This is a genomic window from Bacillus sp. GW821-FHT11D08 (genome assembly GCF_058808515.1).
This window is the reverse complement of record NZ_JBXARS010000004.1, coordinates 248,733-269,812: the sequence shown is the minus strand read 5'-3', so window position 1 is coordinate 269,812 and position 21,080 is coordinate 248,733. Positions and strand designations below refer to the sequence as shown.

The window sequence follows — 21,080 nt, the reverse complement described above, 5'->3', positions numbered from 1 at the left end:
GGGAAAAGGTGCATGAAGAAAAAGTAAAGCAGCTGATTCAGCGTTATTCCGATGTATACTTGCACGTCTTAAAAAAAATTGACAGCATTATCGCTGAAAAAGTGAACAAAGAACTGACATTGGATCAATATTACATCCTCCGCTATATTATGCTCAATCCCGATTGCAAATCAATTGAACTGGCCGCGGTGTGCCACGTCAATAAAAGCGCCATTACATCTATGACGAACCGCCTGTATGAAAAAGGCTACATCAATAGAGAACGCAGCCAAAGCGACCGCCGGAGCATACTTTTAAATGTCACGGAAAAGGGGACGGAAGTATTTCACCGTGTGGAGCGGCGGATTGAGGAACTCGTCCGATCATATATTATGTATTTTGATGAAGACGAGGCGGAGATGTTCGTGAATACATATGAAAAATTATATCGATTGATGATGACTGAGGAGGATCAGCAGACATAATGAAAAACATTATCCGAGCCCGCTGGATCATCGCCGCGGTGTGGGTCGCCGCAACGGTGATATTTATGCTTACAGCGCCTGATATGGCTGAATTGACACGGGAGAAAGGGCAGATTTCCGTACCGGACGGATATTCCTCTTCTTACGCCCATGAATTGCTTGATGAAATGTCTGATTCCGATGCACCGTCTTCTTCTGCCGTCATCGTATTTCACGAAAAAGGCTTAATGACAGACAAAAAAAATCGTCTGGAAGAAGCCGTCAGCACTTTGTCTGAACATAAAAAAGCGCTTCAGATTAAAACAGTGACTTCATACTTCGGGGAGAAAAATGACGACATTAAAAAACAGCTGCTCTCAAAAGACAGACAAACGATGCTCGTTCAGCTGCAGCTTGATACATCCAAAAACGATATCATCGAAATAAAAAATAAAATTGATAAACAGCTGAAACCGTACGGCGTATCATACGGCATTACAGGCCAATCGCTGATCGACGAAGATGTGTTAAAAAGCTCACAGGACGGCTTGAAAAAGACTGAATATATAACGGTCGCTTTTATCCTGATCGTGCTGATCCTTGTATTTCGGTCAGTGGTCGCTCCGTTCGTGCCGCTTTTATCAGTATTGATATCTTATTTAGTCAGCCAGTCGATTGTCGCATTTTTAGTCGATCAGCTGAATTTTCCGCTCTCAACTTTTACGCAGATTTTTATGGTTGCGATTATGTTCGGGATCGGCACAGACTACTGCATTCTGCTTCTCAGCAGATTTAAAGAAGAACTGTCGCATGGCGCTGATATAAGAGAAGCGATCGTCGTCACCTACAAAACGGCCGGAAAGACGGTTTTGTACAGCGGCGGTGCGGTGCTGATCGGATTTGCCTGCATCGGATTTGCGACATTTAAGCTGTATCAGTCGGCAGCGGCCGTTGCGGTCGGTGTCGCGGTGCTGCTGCTTGCGCTCATGACGATCGTGCCGTTTTTTATGGCTGTTTTAGGAAAAAGCCTGTTTTGGCCTGTTAAGGGCGATATTTCCCATCCTCAAAGCAAAGCATGGGAAACGTCAGGGCGGTTTTCATTTAAAAGGCCGCTCATCAGTCTTGCAATCGTTGCGGTATTCACCGTCCCGCCTATCCTTCTTTACAAAGGGTCGCTGTCTTACAACAGTCTTGACGAAATCGGGGATAAATATGAATCCGTCCGCGCGTTTAATACGATTTCAGACGCATTCGGCCCGGGAGAACTTCTTCCGGCCACAGTCGTCATCAAAAATGATGAGACATTAAATACCGAAAAACACCTGATTGATATCGAAAAAATCAGCAGAGAACTTGAAAAAACAGAGGGTGTAAAAACGGTCAGAAGCGCCACGCGCCCCGCTGGAAACGGATTGAATCAATTATTTGTCACAAATCAGGCAAAGCAGCTTCAAGAAGGGCTTGATAAAGGCAATACAGGACTTGAAAAAATCACGGACGGATTAGGGCATGCCGCAAAGTCGTTAGCTGATTCACAGCCGCAGATCGAAGAGTCGGGCAAAAGCGTCAATCAGCTTATTGACGGAACATTGTCTCTGAAATCCGGGCTTTCTGATATAGGAGAAAACCTGAATAAACTGCAGGCTGGCGTGAACGAGAATAAAGCCGGCGTCGCCCAGATGAGAAAGCGGATTGAAGAGCAAAAACAAATGCTGACTTCACAGCTCAAACAAAACAGCGGTCTCGCTTCAGAAACGCAAAACGCTTTAAAATTGGTAAAAACCGTCCTGCCGATGAAAGATGAAGCCAGCAGACAGCTTGCCGATTTGAACAAGCAGCTTGCCCGGCTGCCGTTTGCAAAATTGGAAGCGTCAATACCGTCAGTCAAAACCGATCCCTCTTACCAAGAAATCAAATCGGCCTTTACGGGTGTACAGTCAGCCGTTTCCAAGGCAAACGCGGATGCAGAAGCTTTTTCTAAACAGGTCGACAGTCAAAAGGCTCATCTGCAGCAAGCGGAAAAACAATTTGCCCGACTGGCAGCCGCTCAGAAGAAGATTGACACTCAAATTAACGCAATGATCAATGGTCTGACCAGTATTGAAAACGGTCTGCAGCAAGTGTCAGACGGACAGGGGGCTCTCGCGGGACAAATGCCGCGCCTTGAATCGGCGGCAGGACAGCTCGCCGAGGGCCAGAAAAAAATGAAGAGCGGTCTCGGTGATTTTTCTTCCCGGCTCAGCGAACTTTCTTCCGGCCTTAACGACAGTGTAAAAGGGCTTAAGAAAGTATCAAGCGGCATGATGGGGGCGAATGATTACCTGGGTGAGCTTCACAAGGCGTCAGACAAAGAAATGACAGGCTGGTTTGTGCCGAAAGACGCGTTGACAAACAGTGATTTCACAAGCGTGTTTAATACGTACATGTCAGATGACAGAAAAACGACAGAATTGACTGTCGTTCTTGATAACAATCCTTACTCAAATACGGCCATTCAAGATATTCAAGCGATCAAAGCGAGCGTAAAAAGGGCCATTCCGAACACGGATCTGAAGAATGCCTCTTTCGGCGTTTCGGGAGTCTCCAGCATGAATGCCGATCTGAAGGAAGTTTCGGCTTCAGACTTCAAACGGACGGCCATGTTTATGCTGGCGGGAATTTTTCTGATTCTCATCGTGATGCTGCGCTCCCTCATTATGCCTGTTTATTTAGTGGCGTCGCTCGTACTGACGTATTTCGCATCCATCGGCGTGACGGAATACATCTTTACACACTTCTTCGGGTATCCGGGCGTAAACTGGGCCGTGCCGTTCTTCGGCTTTGTCATTTTGATGGCTCTAGGCGTGGATTATTCCATCTTTTTAATGGACCGCTTTAATGAGCTTAAAAAAGAAGGAACGGAACCCGCAATGATCAGCAGTATGAAAAATATGGGTTCCGTCATCATTTCTGCAGCCATTATTTTAGCGGGAACCTTTGCGGCCATGCTGCCGTCAGGCGTTCTTTCCTTATTACAGATTGCAACCGTGGTATTAACAGGCCTTCTCATGTACGCAATTGTCGTCCTTCCGTTTTTTGTACCGGTCATGGTGAAAATATTCGGAAGAGTCAACTGGTGGCCTTTCAATTTGAAAAAATAACGTTCAATGACTCTGCCTGTTTTCGGGCAGAGGTTTTTTGTTTCCTTATAAATCCTCCAGTTGATATAATTACATCTGCGCACTCTTTTTTGCGAATGCTGAAATTTGGTCATAATACATACTATGAAAGAATGAACGAAGGAGGTTTCACATGACTTACGTAAATGAAATGAAGTCAAAGCACGGCGGGATCACCGCCCACATCGTAAAGACCGAGAAATTTAAAACCGTTTCGCTGACGTTTAAAATGCTGGCTCCTTTAACGAAAGAGCTCGTAACAAAAAGGGCGCTGTTTCCGCATGTGCTTCTGCGCGGAACAGAAAGCCGCCCGAAAACCGCTGATCTGCGGTCTTATTTTGATGAGCTGTACGGCACATCCGTTTCAGCTGATCTGACAAAAAAGGGAGAACGTCATGTCATTACGTTCAGACTTGAGATTCCTAATGAAAAGTATCTGAAGGACCGCACACCGTTATTGGAAAAAGGCCTTCAGCTTTTATCAGAGCTTGTCTTTTCGCCCGCTTTGGAAAACGGCGCCTTCCTGCCCCTTTATGTCACGCAGGAAAAACGGACGCTGAAACAGCGGATTCAAGCCGTATATGATGATAAGATGAGATATTCTAATCTGCGTCTCGTTCAGGAAATGTGCAAAAGCGAACCGTATGCCCTTCACGTCAACGGCGAGTTCGATGATGTTGAACACATTACACCGCAAGATTTGTATGAAGCCTATCAAAAAGCCATACGCGAAGATCAGCTGGACCTGTACGTCATCGGCGATGTTGATACAGATCAGGTGAAAACGGCCGTTGATACGTATTTTAAAACGGAAGAACGGGAGCTGCAGCCTTTTGAAAGAAGCGCGGCGAATGAACAGCCCGATCCGAAGGAAGTCATTGATGAAGAGGACGTCAAGCAGGGCAAGCTGAATATCGGATTCCGGACCAATACGACATATACAGATCCGGATTATCCGGCATTGCAGGTGTTTAACGGGCTGTTCGGAGGTTTCTCTCATTCAAAGCTGTTTATAAATGTCCGTGAAAAAGCGAGCCTCGCCTATTATGCAGCCTCAAGGGTGGAAAGTTTCAAAGGGCTTTTGATGGTCATGTCGGGCATTGAGGTGAAAAATTACAAGCAGGCCGTCACCATCATTGAAGAACAGTTTCAGGCTATGCAAAACGGTGACTTTTCAGAAGATGATATCGCCCAAACGAAAGCCGTTATTAAAAATCAAGTATTAGAAACCATTGATACGGCATACGGCTTAGCGGAATTTCTGTATCAGCAGGCCTCAGCCCAAGTAGAGATACCGATCGAAAGATTCCTTGACAATATCGAGAAAGTGACAAAAGAGGACATTATCAATGTCGGAAAGAACATTAAGCTGGATACGACTTATTTCTTAAAAGGGACGGGGGGAGCATCTTGACTAAACCGATAAACTTCGAACAGCTTCAGGAAACGCTGTATCATGAAAAAATGGCAAACGGCCTTGATGTCTATGTGCTGCCGAAACAGGGCTTTAATAAAACATACGCCGTGTTTACGACAAAGTACGGTTCCATTGACAATCAATTCGTTCCTTTAAATAAGGAAGAAATGGTACACGTCCCTGACGGAATCGCGCATTTTCTGGAGCATAAACTGTTTGAAAAAGCGGACGGCGACGTGTTTCAGGACTTTAGTAAGCAGGGGGCGTCGGCAAATGCCTTTACATCATTTACACGAACCGCTTATCTGTTCTCCAGTACTTCTAATGTGGAGAAAAACCTGGAAACACTCGTGGATTTTGTTCAGGACCCGTATTTCACGGAAAAATCAGTTGAAAAAGAAAAAGGCATCATCGGCCAGGAAATCAATATGTATGATGATAATCCGGATTGGCGGCTGTTTTTCGGCCTTATCGAAAATATGTATAAAGACCACCCCGTGAAAATTGACATTGCCGGAACGGTGGAGAGCATCTCACATATTACGAAAGATCTGCTGTATGAGTGCTACGAAACGTTTTATCACCCGAGCAATATGCTGCTCTTTATCGTCGGTCCCGTAGATCCTGAAGCGGTCATCAGCCAGGTGCGGAAAAACCAGGAGAAAAAGCCGTTTACAGACCAGCCCGAAATCAAACGTGAAGAAGTTCAGGAGCAGGAAGCGGTTTTCCGCCGGGAGCAGGAATTAAAAATGAACGTGCAAGGCTCAAAATGTCTTGTCGGTTTAAAGGCGAAAGACCCTTATAAAACGGGGCGGGGGCTGTTAAAGCACGAGCTCAGCATGAACCTCATGCTTGAATGTCTCTTCGGAAAAAGCTCACCGCATTACGGTGACTTGTACGACAAAGGCTACATTGATGAGACCTTCAGCTTCGATTACACGGCTGAATACGGATTCGGTTTTGCCTCTGTCGGAGGAGATACACCGGAGCCGGATAAGCTCGCTGACGAATTAAAACACATGCTGCTTGATGCGGAATCAGCCGTGACTGCGGAAAAACTTGATCTTGCGAGAAAAAAGAAGATCGGGTCATTCTTAAAAGCGCTCAATTCGCCTGAATATATCGCCAACCAATTCACACGCTACGCCTTTTTAGATATGAGTCTGTTTGATGTCGTAACCGTACTGGAGCAGATTACGCTGGATGACGTAAAGCGGGTCATTGAAGAAGAAATATCAGAAGACAGGCTGACAGTCTGCAAAGTCGTGCCAAAATCATAACAAAAACATCCCTCACGCCCTGAGGGATGTTTTTCTGGGGAAAGAAGGAGTATTGATTGATGAAACAGACAGCGCTCGTAACCGGAGCAAGCGGCGGAATCGGACAAAGTATAAGTGAAGTCCTCGCAAAAAACGGATATGACGTCCTCTTGCATTATCATTCTAATAAGGAAGCCGCACACAGGCTTGCGGAAAGGCTGAGCGCATCATTCGGCGTAAAAGCCTCCGTTATTCAGGCGGATCTGTCCTCACCGGATGGCGCGGAGACACTCAGCCGTTCCGTTAAGCAGCCTGTGGATGCTCTGGTATTAAACAGCGGCAAAAGTCATTTCGGCCTGATTACGGACGTTACGGATGACACGGCGCGGGAGATGGTGCAGCTGCATGTAACGAGTCCGTTTCTTTTGGCGCGTAATCTGATGCCCGGCATGATCCGGAAAAAAAGCGGGGGCATCGTCGCGATCGGTTCCGTCTGGGGAGAAACAGGCGCATCGTGCGAGGTATTATACAGCATGGTCAAGGGAGCGCAGCATTCGTTCGTCAAAGCGCTTGCCAAAGAGCTTGCTCCGAGCGGCGTCCGCGTGAATGCAGTCTCGCCGGGTGCCGTTGATACAAATATGCTTGATCAGTTCACGTCTGATGAAAAAGAAGCGTTGGCAGAGGAAATTCCCGCGGGCCGGCTGGCAAAGCCGGAGGAAATCGCCGAAGCGGCGGCCTTTTTATTATCGGACAAGGCTTCCTATATTACGGGGCATATATTATCCGTAAACGGCGGCTGGCACTGCTGAAAAAAATGTGTGTATAGTTTGCATCTGTACGGACAAAATAATTTTGTAACAACAGATGAAATGGAGGAACCCAACATGTCAGTATTAGAAAACTGGGATAATTGGAAGAATTTCCTTGGCGACAGATTGAACTATGCGCAGGAAAAAGGGATGAGTGATGAAACGATCACTGACCTCGCTACAGAAATCGGCGGTTACCTTGCGAACGAAGTCGACTCGAAAAACCATCAGGAAAAAGTGCTTGCTGATCTTTGGAGCGTTGCTTCTGAAGATGAACAGCGCGCCATCGCAAATATGATGGTGAAGCTTGTTGAAAATAACAGCACTCATTAAGAGGGGGGATTTCTCCTCTCTTTTTTTATGTTTTCCTCTATAGAGCAACATTCTTCTTTCTAATTAGAGAAAAATGTTTTATGATAAAGGAAGGTAAAAATTTGCCACAATGGAGGGGGTATATCATTTGGCAAAGCTCGAATGGTATTTTGAATATGAAATTCAAGTGAACCGCCCCGGCCTGCTCGGGGATATTTCATCTCTTCTCGGGATGCTGTCAATTAATATTGTCACAATTAACGGTGTCGACCTTTCCAGAAGGGGAATGCTGCTCAGATGCCGGCATATAGATCAAATTAAACGATTGGAATCAATTTTAAAAACAATGGAGACCATTAAGGTAACGAAGCTGAGAGAACCGAGGCTTCGCGACCGTCTCGCAGTCCGCCACGGAAGATACATTCAGCGTGATGCCGATGACAAAAAAACCTTCCGTTTTGAAAGGGACGAGCTCGGTCTTCTGGTTGACTTTATGGCCGAGCTGTTTAAAAAAGAAGGGCACAAACTGATCGGAATCCGGGGAATGCCGAGGGTCGGAAAAACGGAGTCCATCGTTGCGTCAAGCGTTTGTGCCAGCAAAAGATGGCTTTTCGTATCATCAACGCTGCTAAAACAAACGATCCGGAGCCAGCTGGTTGCCGATGAATACAGCACGGAAAACGTGTTTATCCTCGACGGCATCGTTTCGACAAGACGGGGATCTGAGCGCCATCTTCAGCTCGTCAGTGAAATTATGCGGCTTCCGGCGACAAAGGTCGTGGAGCACCCGGATATTTTTGTTCAAAATTCGGAGTATACGCTCGATGATTTCGATTACATTATCGAACTCAGAAATGATCCTGACGAAGTTATTACATATGAACATGCAGAAGAACCGCAAATATTTGATCAGACCGGTTTTTCAAGCTTTGATTTTTAATATTGGAAGGTGTTTGTTGTGACAGAATTAGCAATCCGGCTTAAAGAAGCCAGAGAGGAAAAAGGGATGTCATTGGATGAACTCCAGGCGGCGACGAAAATTCAGAAAAGATACTTAACCGCTCTGGAAGAAGGCAATTATGACGTCATTCCCGGCAATTTTTATGTGCGGGCGTTTATCAAGCAATACGCTGAAGCTGTCGGGCTTGATTCAGATCAGTTATTTGAAGAATATAAAAAAGACATCCCTAACACGTACCATGACGATGTGTCGGAAAAAATCTCCGGTCTCGCCATGCAAAGGGAGCTTCCTAAGTCCGCTTCAAAGGCGGCGGAATGGCTTCCGACCGTCCTTGTCGTCATCGGTGTCATTATCGTCATCGCGATCATTTATGCGATTATTCAGCTCGGAATGAGCAAATCCGGGCAGACAGATGGAGATAAGGCCGTCACCCAAAGTGAGAGCAAGTATGAGATTCCTAAGGATTCTGCGCTGAAAAACGACGGCAATACAAATGACGAAGCGCAATCTGACAGCAAAAAAGACAAAAAGGACACAAAAGCGTCAGAGCAGAAAAAGAAAGAAAAAAGCAGTGAAAAGACGGAGATCAAAGCGGCCGGAACGGAAGGCTCGGCTTCTTCATACAACGTCTCCGGGGCAGATAAGTATAAGCTTGAACTGATTGCTTCTGACAGCGCATGGATCCGCGTCCGTGATGACAGCGGCGGTTCTTTAAAAGAAGGAACGCTGCAAAAAGGCGAAACCTTTAAAAAAGACGTCACGGATCAAAAGCAGATTGAAATCCGCACGGGCTATGCCCCTAACCTGAAAATTAAAATCAACGGAGAGGTTCTGTCCTATGAACTCAATCCGCATGATGTGATGGCGCAGACCATCACAATCAAGATGAAAAAATAAAAGGGGAAAAGTCATCTGAACGATTAAGATGACTTTTTCTTCACGTCCGAGTACATATATTGGAGGGGCTTTATGTTTAACTTACCGAATAAAATCACACTGGCAAGAATCGCTTTAATTCCTGTATTTATGATTATCATGCTTGTTCCTTTTCAGTGGGGCAGCGTTCATATAGGGGATGAATCGATTCCGGTCGCGCATCTTACGGGAGCTGTTTTGTTCATTATCGCATCAACGACTGACTGGGTGGATGGCTACTATGCCAGAAAACTGAACCTCGTGACAAACTTCGGGAAATTTTTAGATCCGCTGGCTGACAAACTGCTGGTGTCCGCGGCATTAATTACGCTTGTGCAATTTGACCTTGCGCCGGCGTGGATGGTCATCATCATCATCAGCCGCGAATTTGCCGTAACGGGATTAAGACTTGTGCTGGCGGGAACGGGGGAAGTTGTAGCCGCCAATATGCTGGGGAAAATTAAAACATGGGCTCAGATCATCGCTGTTGCCGCGCTTTTGCTGCATAATCTTCCGTTTGAGCTCGTTTCTTTCCCGTTCGGCGATATCGCTTTATGGGTGGCCGTGCTCTTCACAGTCATTTCCGGCTGGGATTATTTTGCGAAGAACTGGGATGCGTTAAAAACATCTAACTAAGAAAGAAGGACTTAAAGATGGAAATAGCGAAAAAAGCAGAAATCATTGCAGTCGGCTCGGAGCTTCTGCTCGGCCAGATCGCCAATACGAACGCGCAGTTTATCAGTAAAGAGCTGGCGGAAATCGGTGTAAACGTGTTTTATCATACCGCTGTCGGTGACAATCCGGAGCGGCTTAAGCAAGTCATCCGCATTGCCGAAGAGCGCTCAGACCTGATTATTTTTTCAGGCGGCCTCGGACCGACCAAGGACGATTTGACGAAAGAAACCATTGCAAACACACTGGGGCGTCCGCTCGTTCTGAATGACGAAGCATTCCGGTCGATCGAAGAATATTTCGCGAAAACAAAACGGACCATGTCGCCGAATAACCGCAAACAGGCGCTCGTCATTGAGGGCTCAGACGTTTTGGCGAATCATTTCGGCATGGCGCCGGGAATGCTTGCAGAGCACGGCTCAAGGCTTTATATGCTGCTTCCCGGGCCGCCGAGCGAGCTGCGTCCGATGTTTGAAAATGAAGCGAAGCCGCTGCTTCTTAAAAAGCTCGGTTCTAATGAGAAAATCGTTTCAACCGTGCTGCGGTTTTTCGGAATCGGTGAATCCCAGCTTGAAGCTGATTTAGAAGATATTATTGATGCGCAGACGAACCCGACGATTGCGCCGCTTGCTGCTGACGGAGAGGTCACGCTGCGTTTAACGGCGAAACATGCCGACGAAAAAGAAACAGAACGGCTTTTAAAAGAAACGGAAGCCGCCATTTTAGAACGTGTCGGTGAATTTTTCTACGGATATGATGATACGTCTCTGGTGAAGGAGCTTTCAAAAGCATGCAGACAAAACGGAATTACGATTTCCTCTGCCGAAAGCTTTACAGGCGGCCTGTTTTCAGAGTGGGTGACTGATTTAAGCGGTGCGTCTCAACTATTTGCAGGGGGCGTTGTCTGTTATTCCGACAGCGTGAAACAGCATGTGCTCGGCGTGAAAGCTGAGACGCTCGCAGAAAGCGGAGCGGTCAGCAAAGAGTGTGCGAAAGAGCTTGCAGCCGGTGTGAGAAAGCTGACCGGAAGCGATATCGGCATCAGCTTTACCGGGGTGGCGGGTCCCGACCCGCAGGAAGGGCATGCGCCGGGCCGCGTCTTTATCGGCATTGCGGCGGAAGGAAAAGAAGAGGTGCACGAATTTAACTTTGCCGGCTCAAGAACCGGAATCAGAAAGCGCGCCGCTAAATACGGCTGCCATCTCATTATGAAAATGCTGGATCAAAAATAAAGTTTTAAAGAGCCGTTTTCTCTGATTTTTAAGTTTTATAAGGGAAATTATGCTCTTTTGCAGAAAAGCGAACGCGGAAAAAATCCGAATATGCGTTCGCTTTTTTCTTGGCAAATGCCAGTAAACAAGGTATAGTATATGTAGTGGCAAGATAAAGGAGGAAAAAATAAATGAGTGATCGTCAGGCAGCCTTAGATATGGCTCTTAAGCAAATAGAAAAACAATTCGGCAAAGGTTCCATCATGAAGCTCGGAGAAAAAACGGATACAAGAATTTCAACGGTGCCAAGCGGTTCCCTTGCACTTGATACCGCTCTCGGAATAGGCGGATACCCGCGCGGACGGATTATTGAAGTATACGGACCTGAAAGCTCAGGTAAAACGACTGTAGCGCTTCACGCAATCGCTGAGGTTCAGGAAAAAGGCGGACAGGCAGCATTTATTGATGCTGAGCATGCTCTTGATCCTGTTTACGCGCAAAAGCTCGGTGTCAATATCGAAGAGCTTCTGCTTTCTCAGCCGGATACGGGAGAGCAGGCGCTAGAGATTGCTGAAGCGCTGGTGCGAAGCGGAGCTGTTGATATCGTAGTCGTTGACTCTGTTGCGGCGCTTGTTCCAAAAGCTGAAATTGAAGGTGACATGGGTGATTCACACGTCGGTTTACAGGCGCGTCTCATGTCTCAGGCGCTCCGTAAGCTTTCCGGCGCCATCAATAAATCTAAAACAATCGCAATCTTTATTAACCAGATTCGTGAAAAAGTCGGCGTTATGTTCGGAAATCCGGAGACGACACCGGGCGGCCGCGCGCTGAAATTCTATTCTTCCGTGCGCCTTGAAGTGCGCCGTGCCGAGCAATTAAAGCAGGGCAACGACGTGATGGGGAATAAAACGAGAATTAAAGTCGTAAAAAACAAAGTCGCTCCTCCGTTCCGTACGGCTGAAGTGGACATTATGTACGGTGAAGGAATCTCCAAAGAAGGGGAAATCATCGACCTTGGAACTGAACTGGATATCGTGCAAAAAAGCGGTTCGTGGTATTCTTATGAAGAAGAACGCCTCGGTCAGGGCCGTGAAAATGCCAAGCAGTTCTTAAAAGAAAATAAAGACATCATGCTGATGATTCAGGAACAAATCCGTGAACATTACGGTTTAGACAGTAACGGTGTAACGGACAAAGCGGAAGAAACTCAGGAAGAGATGGAATTAGAAGAATAAAAACACGATCAAAAGAGCGGAATAAGCAATTTCCGCTCTTTTTTTGTGTGTTTAAAAAAACACTGGCTGTTTCGGAAAATTTTATCTGAAATGTTACAACTTTTTTCACCCTTCACTCGTCTAACATCATGGCGAAAGTTGAAATTATATCTGAGGAGGAAAAAAGATGACGAGCCCCCGCCGCACAAGAATTAACAAAAAAAGAAAGAAGAAGCTGATGAAAACGGGAGGGCTGTTTCTTTTTCTGCTGCTTGTCACTGTTTTTATTATGATCTGGACCGTCACGGCGCATCACCGGGAGAAGGAATCCGTTAAAAACGCTCCCGCCGCTCAATCTGATACTTCAAAAGACCAGACTCAACAGAAAAAAGAAAAGACGCAAAAAGAGAAAACACCTAAATCAATCGATCACAATAAACAGATCAGCAATTACTTGCAACAGATCGGGTTCAGCGGCACGGCAATGATCGTAAAAGATGGAAAAGTTGTGCTGAAAAAAGGCTTTGGCTATGCGGACCGAAAACAAAAAATTAAAAACAATCCGGAGACATCATATTATATCGGTTCTTCACAAAAAGCGTTAATCGCGACGGCTGTCCTGCAGCTTGAAGAAAAAGGGCTGCTGCAGACGAGTGACCCCGTCAGTACATACTTGCCGAATTTTCCTAACGGCACGCGCATTACATTGAAAAACCTGCTCAATCATACGTCCGGCATAAACGGGCATATTGAGGGACAGGGACCGATTTCTCCAATTGATTTAATCAAGGATATAGAATACCGCGGAATTAAACGGCAGCCCGGGGTTTGGGATTACAGGGATTCCAACTATTCAGTGCTTGCTTATATCGTATCTCAAGTCAGCGGGGAGTCTTATGAACAATATATAAAAGAACACGTGTTCAAACCGGCCGGAATGAAGCATGCCGGATTTTACAAAACATTTGCCAAAGCCAAATATCCTGCCGTCGGCTACAAAGTCGATGAGAGCGGCAGTCTTGTAACGCCGCACCTTTTGGACTTATCGCAGCTGTACGGGGCGGGCGACATGTATATGAGCGCTGAAGATCTCTATAAATTTGATAAAGCGATCGTAAACGGCACGCTCCTTTCAAAAGAAAGCTTCACAAAAATGTTTACAGCAGGAAGCAGTGCCGCTTACGGCATGGGGTTTTACATTGATCCGGGAAGCTATTCCAATCACGGTGTTATGCCCGGTTACAACATTTTGAACAGCTTCAGCCATTCGGCAAGCAAATATGTCATATTACTGTCAAACATTCAGAATAACGCCAAATTAGGACAGGTAAACAATAGAATTTACCAATTGCTTAACCAGCCGGACTAACAGAGCCGTCATTCACGAAAAGCGGATCTAGGTATGGTATGGTATGATATATACATGGGCGAAGATCCGAGCTGAAGGCGAATCGTTAAGCTGGCAAGCTTGACAAGTATTTCCGACACAATTACAATGAAGTTGTAACATTTGTTTTTTTAACATGATTGTTAAACCATTTAAACTTGACAAGGGCATGAGAGACTCATTCCCTGTGAAGGTTCTGTATGTTGAGAAAATCAGACAATGTACATGCCGGCACTTATTTAAGCAAAAACCAAGTTCATAGCAAGAGGAGGTGAAAGTATGACCCCAATGACGGTTCTCATCTCCATTTTGCTGACTCTGCTCGGTTTAGTTGTTGGCTACTATGTTCGTAAAACCATTGCCGAAGCAAAGATTGCGGGCGCACGCGGTGCTGCCGAGCAAATCCTTGAAGATGCAAAGCGTGATGCTGAAGCACTGAAAAAAGAAGCTCTGCTTGAAGCAAAGGACGAAATCCATACACTTCGAATAGATGCTGAACAGGAAGTTCGTGAAAGACGAAATGAGCTTCAAAAACAAGAAAACCGTTTACTTCAAAAAGAAGAAAATCTTGACCGTAAACATGAAGGAATTGATAAACGGGAAGCGATGTTGGAGAAGAAAGATCATTCTCTGAATGAACGACAACAACATATTGAAGAGATGGAAAGCAAAGTGGATGAGATGATTCGTATGCAGCAGTCAGAACTCGAACGCATTTCGAGCCTGACACGGGATGAAGCGAAACAAATCATTCTTGACCGGGTTGAAAATGAGCTTTCACATGACATCGCCATCATGACAAAAGAAACCGAAAATCGTGCGAAAGAAGAGGCAGATAAAAAGGCGAAAAACATTCTGTCGCTTGCTTTGCAGCGCTGTGCAGCAGATCATGTTGCCGAAACGACGGTATCGGTCGTCAATCTTCCGAATGATGAGATGAAAGGACGTATCATCGGCCGTGAAGGGCGTAACATTCGTACGCTTGAAACGCTTACAGGTATTGACCTGATTATTGATGACACACCTGAAGCAGTCATTCTTTCCGGATTTGATCCGATCAGACGGGAGACGGCAAGAATCGCTCTTGATAAACTCGTTCAGGATGGCCGTATTCACCCGGCGCGCATTGAAGAAATGGTTGAAAAATCCCGCCGTGAGGTAGATGACTATATCCGGGAAATGGGTGAGCAGACGACGTTTGAAGTCGGCGTTCACGGACTCCACCCGGATCTGATCAAGATCCTCGGCCGGTTGAAATTCCGTACAAGCTACGGGCAGAACGTACTGAAACATTCTATGGAAGTTGCGTTTTTAGCAGGTTTAATGGCTTCCGAGCTTGGAGAAGATGCAAAGCTTGCCAAGCGGGCCGGTCTTCTGCATGACATCGGAAAAGCAATTGACCATGAAGTGGAAGGAAGCCACGTGGAAATCGGAGTGGAGCTTGCGACCAAATATAAAGAGCATCCAGTCGTCATTAACAGTATTGCGTCACACCACGGAGACGAAGAGCCGACTTCCATTATCGCCGTTCTGGTTGCTGCCGCTGATGCACTGTCAGCCGCAAGACCGGGTGCGAGAAGTGAAACGCTCGAAAACTATATCCGCAGACTTGAAAAGCTTGAAGAAATCTCCGAGTCTTACGAAGGTGTTGAAAAATCATTTGCGATTCAGGCCGGCCGTGAAGTTCGCATCATGGTGAAGCCGGACTCCATTAATGATTTAGAAGCCCATCGTTTGGCACGTGATATCCGTAAACGAATTGAGGACGAGCTTGATTATCCGGGCCACATTAAAGTGACCGTAATCAGAGAAACTCGAGCCGTAGAGTATGCAAAATAAAGTGATGCTTAGCGCATCACTTTATTTTTTTGAGTCCCTGAAAAGGAAGGAATGGAATGTATGAGAATTTTATTTATCGGAGATGTTGTCGGTTCCCCGGGCCGCGACATGGTAAAAGAATATGTCCCGAAACTGAAAGCGAAACATAAACCGCATTTTACAATTATTAACGGAGAAAATGCAGCACATGGAAAAGGACTGACAGAAAAGATCTACCACAGCCTGATGGAAGCGGGAGCAGATGCCATTACAATGGGAAACCATACGTGGGATAAAAGAGAGATCTTCGACTTTATTGATGATGTGCCGCATCTTGTCCGGCCGGCGAATTTCCCGGAAGGTACGCCGGGCAAAGGCATTACTTATATTAAATCGAACGGAAAAGAGCTTGCCGTCATTAATTTACAGGGGCGGACGTTTCTTCCGCCGCTTGATGATCCGTTTGCTAAAGCGGATGAATTAATAGAAGAAGCGAAAAAGCGCACGCCGTACATTTTTATTGATTTTCACGCCGAAGCGACAAGCGAAAAAATTGCGATCGGCTGGTACACAGACGGAAGAGCCTCTGCCGTGGTAGGCACCCATACACACGTGCAAACGGCAGATAACCGCATTTTGCCGAAAGGAACGGCATATATTACTGATGTAGGCATGACGGGTCCGTACGACGGAATTCTCGGTATGGACAGAGAAACGGTCATCAAGCGGTTTAAAACCAATCTTCCCGTCCGGTTTACGGTGGCGGAAGGTAAAACTACACTGAGCGGAGTGCTCATTGACATCGACGATCAAACGAAAAAGGCCGTAAATATCGAACGGATATTAATCAATGATGACCATATGTTCTTTGAATAGGTGATCATGTGTTTATTTTATAAAAATATTAAAAGGAAAAGCAGGAATATAGCAACTTCTTAGTGAATATAGTAGAAATGGAAGGTAGCCCGCTATTTTTGAAAAGCATTGTGGGGATGGCTTTTTGGATAGCAACATCTAATAATGATTGTTCTAATGAACACTCACTTATCCATTGTAAAACTAAGGGGGAGCAGAAATGGAAATCTTAAAAGTTTCAGCAAAATCAAGTCCAAATTCAGTAGCAGGCGCGCTTGCCGGTGTATTGAGGGAACGCGGAGCCGCCGAAATTCAAGCAATTGGGGCGGGCGCCTTAAACCAGGCTGTTAAAGCGGTTGCGATTGCCAGAGGCTTTGTCGCGCCAAGCGGCGTAGATTTGATTTGTATTCCGGCTTTTACAGATATACAGATTGACGGAGAAGAAAGAACGGCGATTAAGTTAATCGTCGAACCCCGTTAAAAACAAAAACATGACATTCTCAACCTGCTTGCGTAAGGCGAGCGGGTTGTTTTTATTGTTGTCATATTTTCTCACAATATTATATTGATAGTACGAAGAGATGATAAATGGCTTTATTCATATAATATTCAAAAAAAATCCCGCCCATTTTTCCGGACGGAAGCAGTTGTTTTCTCGGAGTGGACACTGGTATTTACCTCCTTTTTATATCATGTTACAATCCAGTTATTACAGTGTTTTTTCGAGGAGGAGTGTACGTGTTGGGAGGAAAGATGAAAGCTATCGTCAAAAATGAAAACGCTTTCGGAGCAACTCTGAAAGAAATTCCCATACCTTCCATTAATGAGAATGAAGTTCTCATTAAAGTACAGGCCGCATCTATATGCGGTACAGATGTGCATATTTATAATTGGGATCAATGGGCGCAGAAACGAATCAAAACACCTCAAGTATTCGGACATGAATTCAGCGGTATCATAGCGGAAACGGGCAAGCACGTCACAAATGTCAAAATAGGTGACTACGTTTCGGCTGAAACCCACTTCGTCTGCGGTACTTGTGTTCCTTGTTTAACAGGAAAACATCATGTGTGCACCCATACAAAGATCCTCGGCGTAGATACAGCCGGTTCCTTCGCTGAATATGTCAAAGTGCCGGCTCGAAATGTTTGGAAAAATCCCGCTGATATGGACCCCGCCGTCGCTTCTGTTCAAGAGCCGCTTGGCAACGCGGTGCATACGGTGCTGGAAAGCAGCCAGCTTGCGGGCGGTTCCGCTGCAATTATCGGCTGCGGACCGATCGGGCTGATGGCGGTGGCGGTGGCTAAAGCGGCCGGTGCATCCCGTATTGCGGCCATTGATAAAAATAATTACAGGCTGGCTCTTGCGAAGAAATTGGGAGCCACGATCACCATTTCAGCTGATAAGGAAGATCCGCTTGAGGTGATCGATACCTTAACAGGCGGAGAAGGGATCGACCTTGTCTGCGAAATGTCAGGCCACCCGGCAGCTATCGCACAAGGATTAAAGATGGCGGCCAACGGGGGAAGGTTCCATATGCTGAGTCTGCCGGAACGTCCGGTGACGGTTGACCTGACAAATGACGTGGTGTTTAAAGGACTTACCGTCCAAGGCATCACAGGCAGAAAAATGTTTGAAACATGGCGGCAGGTATCGCACCTGCTTGAATCCGGCCTTGTTGATCTGACGCCGGTGATCACGCATCAGTTTCCGCTTGAAGACTTTGAAAAAGGGTTTGACCTGATGAGAAAGGGCCAGTGCGGCAAAGTCATTTTGATTCCATAAGGGGAGGGTTCTATAATGAAAGAATTTGAATTTCTAAAAGCAGAGCTTGATAAAATGAAAGAAAATAAAACGTGGCAGCAAATGAAACAAATTGAAACGAAGCAGGGTTCGTCGGTGGAAGTCAAAGGGGAAAACGTGATACAGCTTTCATCGAACAATTATCTCGGTATGACGTCGCATCCAAGGCTTGTCGAAGCGGCCAAACGCGCCGCGGAAGAATTCGGAGCGGGTACGGGGTCCGTCCGGACAATCGCCGGAACATTCACCATACACAATGAGCTGGAGAAAAAATTGGCAAACTTTAAAAAAACAGAAGCGGCACTTGTTTTTCAATCGGGGTTCACAACGAATCAGGGCGTCTTATCAAGCATACTTACAAAAGAGGATATCGTGATCTCTGACGAACTGAACCATGCTTCCATTATTGACGGGATCAGGCTGACGAAAGCAGACAAAAAGGTGTACCGCCATGTTGATATGGACGATTTGGAAAGGGTGCTGAAAAAATCAATGAATTACCGCATGCGCCTGATCGTCACCGACGGCGTATTCTCAATGGACGGCAACATCGCTCCTTTGCCTGACATCGTCAAACTTGCAGAGGCGTACGATGCCTTTGTGATGGTCGACGACGCGCATGCTTCCGGCGTACTCGGAAAAAACGGAAGGGGAACGGTTAATCACTTCGGGCTTGACGGAAGAGTCCACATACAGGTGGGCACATTAAGCAAAGCCATCGGAGTGCTTGGAGGTTACGCCGCAGGATCGCGGGTTCTGATCGATTACCTGCGCCATAAAGGGCGTCCTTTCTTATTCAGCACTTCTCATCCGCCTGCGGTAACGGCCGCATGCATAGAAGCCATTGACGTCCTGCTGGAAGAGCCGGAGCATATGGAAAAGCTATGGGAGAACACGGCGTATTTCAAAGACAAATTGGTTCAAATGGGGCTGACCCTCACAAAAAGCGAAACACCGATCGTGCCGATATTAATAGGGGAGGAAGAAAAAGCCCAGGCATTATCAGACCTTTTATTGACCCGCGGCGTCTTTGCACAAAGCATCGTGTATCCGACGGTCGCCCAAGGAAAAGCGAGAATCCGCACCATTATTACGGCGGAGCATACAAAAGAGGAGCTTGACCGGGCCCTGGAAGTAATCCGTTCAGCCGCAAAAGAGCTGCAGCTTGTGTAAGGGGGAAATGATTCCCTCTTTTTTATTTCTTATTGATTCTTATTCTCAATAAGGTGTACAATAATAGGCTGGCGGTTGTGCCAAACGCTTTAAACCAGTATACTTGAGGGTGGAAGTTTCGGTTGAAAGGAGACATTCGAACATGAATGAAAAGCAAAAGCAGGAAAGCGGACAAGTGAATCCGGCGGACAAAACATCCGAAAAGGATTACAGCAAGTATTTTGAAGCCGTATATATTCCGCCTTCTTTAAAAGATGCGAAAAAACGGGGCAAAGAATCCGTTCAATATCATAACGATTTTAAAATCTCAGAAGAATTTAAAGGCCTCGGTGAAGGCAGGAAATTTTATATCCGCACGTACGGATGCCAAATGAACGAGCATGATACGGAAGTCATGGCGGGTATTTTTATGGCGCTCGGTTATGAAGCGACAAATTCGGTTGATGACGCGAACGTTATTTTATTAAACACTTGCGCTATCCGGGAAAATGCTGAAAACAAAGTGTTCGGAGAGCTCGGCCATTTAAAGGCGCTCAAAAAAAATAACCCTGACCTGATTCTCGGCGTCTGCGGCTGCATGTCACAGGAAGAATCAGTCGTAAACCGCATCCTTAAGAAGCACCCGTTTGTCGATATGATTTTCGGCACGCACAACATTCACCGTCTGCCGGAACTGTTATCAGAGGCATATTTATCAAAAGAGATGGTCATTGAAGTGTGGTCGAAGGAAGGGGATGTCATTGAAAACCTTCCGAAAGTCCGCAACGGGAAAATTAAAGGCTGGGTCAACATTATGTACGGCTGTGACAAGTTCTGCACATACTGCATCGTACCGTATACCCGCGGAAAAGAACGAAGCCGCCGTCCTGAGGAAATTATCCAGGAAGTCAGAAGACTTGCAAGCGAAGGTTATAAAGAAATCACACTGCTCGGTCAAAACGTGAATGCGTACGGAAAAGATTTTGAGGATATGACGTACGGACTCGGTGATTTAATGGACGAACTGCGTAAAATTGATATTCCGAGAATCCGATTCACGACGAGTCATCCGCGTGACTTTGATGATCATCTGATCGAAGTGCTCGCCAAAGGCGGCAACCTTCTTGACCATATCCATCTTCCGGTTCAATCAGGAAGCTCAGCGATGTTAAAAATGATGGCGCGCAAATATGACAGAGAACGCTATCTGGAGCTTGTCGGAAAAATTAAAGCAGCGATGCCGAACGCTTCACTGACGACCGATATTATTGTCGGTTTTCCGAATGAAACCGATGAACAATTTGAAGAAACGCTTTCGTTATATCGCGAAGTGGAATTTGACAGCGCATATACGTTTATTTACTCTCCTCGTGAAGGCACGCCGGCAGCGAAGATGAAAGACAATGTTCCGATGAGGGTCAAGAAAGAACGTCTTCAGCGCCTCAATGATTTGGTGAAAGAAATTTCAGCCAAAAAAATGAAGGAATATGAAGGCAGGACTGTCGAAGTATTAGTTGAGGGAGAAAGCAAAAATAACCCTGACATTCTTGCCGGCTATACGGAAAAAAGCAAGCTCGTCAACTTCAAAGGGCCGAAAGACGCCATCGGCAAGATTGTACGCGTCAAAATCGAACAGGCGAAAACATGGTCGCTTGACGGTGTGATGGCAGGAGAAGCAATCGAGGTGAAATAAT

General features: G+C 46.1%; 18 protein-coding genes. All 18 read left to right on the top strand.

Annotated elements, in window-relative coordinates:
* Window positions 1-8 precede the first annotated feature (8 nt).
* The 18 genes from AC1RRX_RS10560 (at window position 9) to miaB (ending at window position 21,079) form a co-directional block, all read left to right on the top strand.
* Complete coding sequence (locus AC1RRX_RS10560; protein ID WP_003154157.1) at window positions 9-464, top strand: MarR family winged helix-turn-helix transcriptional regulator; 456 nt, start codon at window positions 9-11, stop codon at window positions 462-464.
* Window positions 464-3,583, top strand: coding sequence for an MMPL family transporter (locus AC1RRX_RS10555; protein WP_144464344.1), 3,120 nt, complete (start codon window positions 464-466; stop codon window positions 3,581-3,583). The genes AC1RRX_RS10560 and AC1RRX_RS10555 overlap by 1 nt, the downstream gene beginning before the upstream one ends.
* Window positions 3,584-3,734: 151 nt before the next feature.
* On the top strand, window positions 3,735-5,015 hold the full coding sequence (yfmF, locus tag AC1RRX_RS10550; RefSeq protein ID WP_012117578.1) for an EF-P 5-aminopentanol modification-associated protein YfmF: 1,281 nt from the start codon (window positions 3,735-3,737) through the stop codon (window positions 5,013-5,015).
* Entirely contained in the window at window positions 5,012-6,298 is a 1,287-nt protein-coding gene (yfmH, locus tag AC1RRX_RS10545) for an EF-P 5-aminopentanol modification-associated protein YfmH (RefSeq protein ID WP_038463879.1), read from the top strand. Before yfmF ends, yfmH begins: the two co-directional genes overlap by 4 nt.
* Before the next feature lie 59 nt (window positions 6,299-6,357).
* Entirely contained in the window at window positions 6,358-7,086 is a 729-nt protein-coding gene (gene ymfI, locus AC1RRX_RS10540) for an elongation factor P 5-aminopentanone reductase (protein ID WP_038463882.1), read from the top strand.
* Window positions 7,087-7,161: 75 nt separating this feature from the next.
* Entirely contained in the window at window positions 7,162-7,419 is a 258-nt protein-coding gene (locus AC1RRX_RS10535) for a DUF3243 domain-containing protein (RefSeq protein WP_003154150.1), read from the top strand.
* A 127-nt stretch (window positions 7,420-7,546) separates the two neighbouring features.
* On the top strand, window positions 7,547-8,338 hold the full coding sequence (locus AC1RRX_RS10530) for a DUF3388 domain-containing protein (RefSeq protein WP_007409819.1): 792 nt from the start codon (window positions 7,547-7,549) through the stop codon (window positions 8,336-8,338).
* Window positions 8,339-8,356: 18 nt separating this feature from the next.
* Window positions 8,357-9,256: a helix-turn-helix domain-containing protein gene (locus tag AC1RRX_RS10525; protein ID WP_014417801.1), complete on the top strand. Its 900-nt coding sequence runs from the start codon at window positions 8,357-8,359 to the stop codon at window positions 9,254-9,256.
* 72 nt (window positions 9,257-9,328) lie between these two features.
* A complete protein-coding gene (gene pgsA / locus AC1RRX_RS10520) occupies window positions 9,329-9,910 on the top strand; it encodes a CDP-diacylglycerol--glycerol-3-phosphate 3-phosphatidyltransferase (protein WP_007409821.1) in 582 nt (193 codons plus the stop codon).
* 17 nt (window positions 9,911-9,927) lie between these two features.
* Window positions 9,928-11,178, top strand: a complete 1,251-nt coding sequence (locus tag AC1RRX_RS10515) for a competence/damage-inducible protein A (RefSeq protein WP_042635204.1) — start codon at window positions 9,928-9,930, stop codon at window positions 11,176-11,178.
* 170 nt (window positions 11,179-11,348) lie between these two features.
* A complete protein-coding gene (gene recA, locus AC1RRX_RS10510; RefSeq protein WP_042635205.1) occupies window positions 11,349-12,392 on the top strand; it encodes a recombinase RecA in 1,044 nt (347 codons plus the stop codon).
* A 166-nt stretch (window positions 12,393-12,558) separates the two neighbouring features.
* Complete coding sequence (locus tag AC1RRX_RS10505) at window positions 12,559-13,740, top strand: serine hydrolase domain-containing protein (protein WP_007409824.1); 1,182 nt, start codon at window positions 12,559-12,561, stop codon at window positions 13,738-13,740.
* A 297-nt stretch (window positions 13,741-14,037) separates the two neighbouring features.
* Window positions 14,038-15,597: a ribonuclease Y gene (gene rny, locus AC1RRX_RS10500; protein ID WP_003154140.1), complete on the top strand. Its 1,560-nt coding sequence runs from the start codon at window positions 14,038-14,040 to the stop codon at window positions 15,595-15,597.
* 60 nt (window positions 15,598-15,657) lie between these two features.
* On the top strand, window positions 15,658-16,452 hold the full coding sequence (locus AC1RRX_RS10495; protein ID WP_003154137.1) for a TIGR00282 family metallophosphoesterase: 795 nt from the start codon (window positions 15,658-15,660) through the stop codon (window positions 16,450-16,452).
* A 199-nt stretch (window positions 16,453-16,651) separates the two neighbouring features.
* Window positions 16,652-16,912, top strand: coding sequence for a stage V sporulation protein SpoVS (spoVS, locus tag AC1RRX_RS10490; RefSeq protein WP_003154135.1), 261 nt, complete (start codon window positions 16,652-16,654; stop codon window positions 16,910-16,912).
* Window positions 16,913-17,169: 257 nt separating this feature from the next.
* Window positions 17,170-18,216, top strand: coding sequence for an L-threonine 3-dehydrogenase (tdh, locus tag AC1RRX_RS10485; RefSeq protein WP_144464342.1), 1,047 nt, complete (start codon window positions 17,170-17,172; stop codon window positions 18,214-18,216).
* Between the two features lie 12 nt (window positions 18,217-18,228).
* Window positions 18,229-19,407, top strand: coding sequence for a glycine C-acetyltransferase (locus AC1RRX_RS10480; protein WP_144464340.1), 1,179 nt, complete (start codon window positions 18,229-18,231; stop codon window positions 19,405-19,407).
* Window positions 19,408-19,549: 142 nt separating this feature from the next.
* The gene (gene miaB / locus AC1RRX_RS10475) at window positions 19,550-21,079 is read left to right on the top strand and encodes a tRNA (N6-isopentenyl adenosine(37)-C2)-methylthiotransferase MiaB (protein ID WP_012117585.1); all 1,530 of its coding nucleotides are present in this window, start codon (window positions 19,550-19,552) and stop codon (window positions 21,077-21,079) included.
* Window position 21,080: the final 1 nt, after the last annotated feature.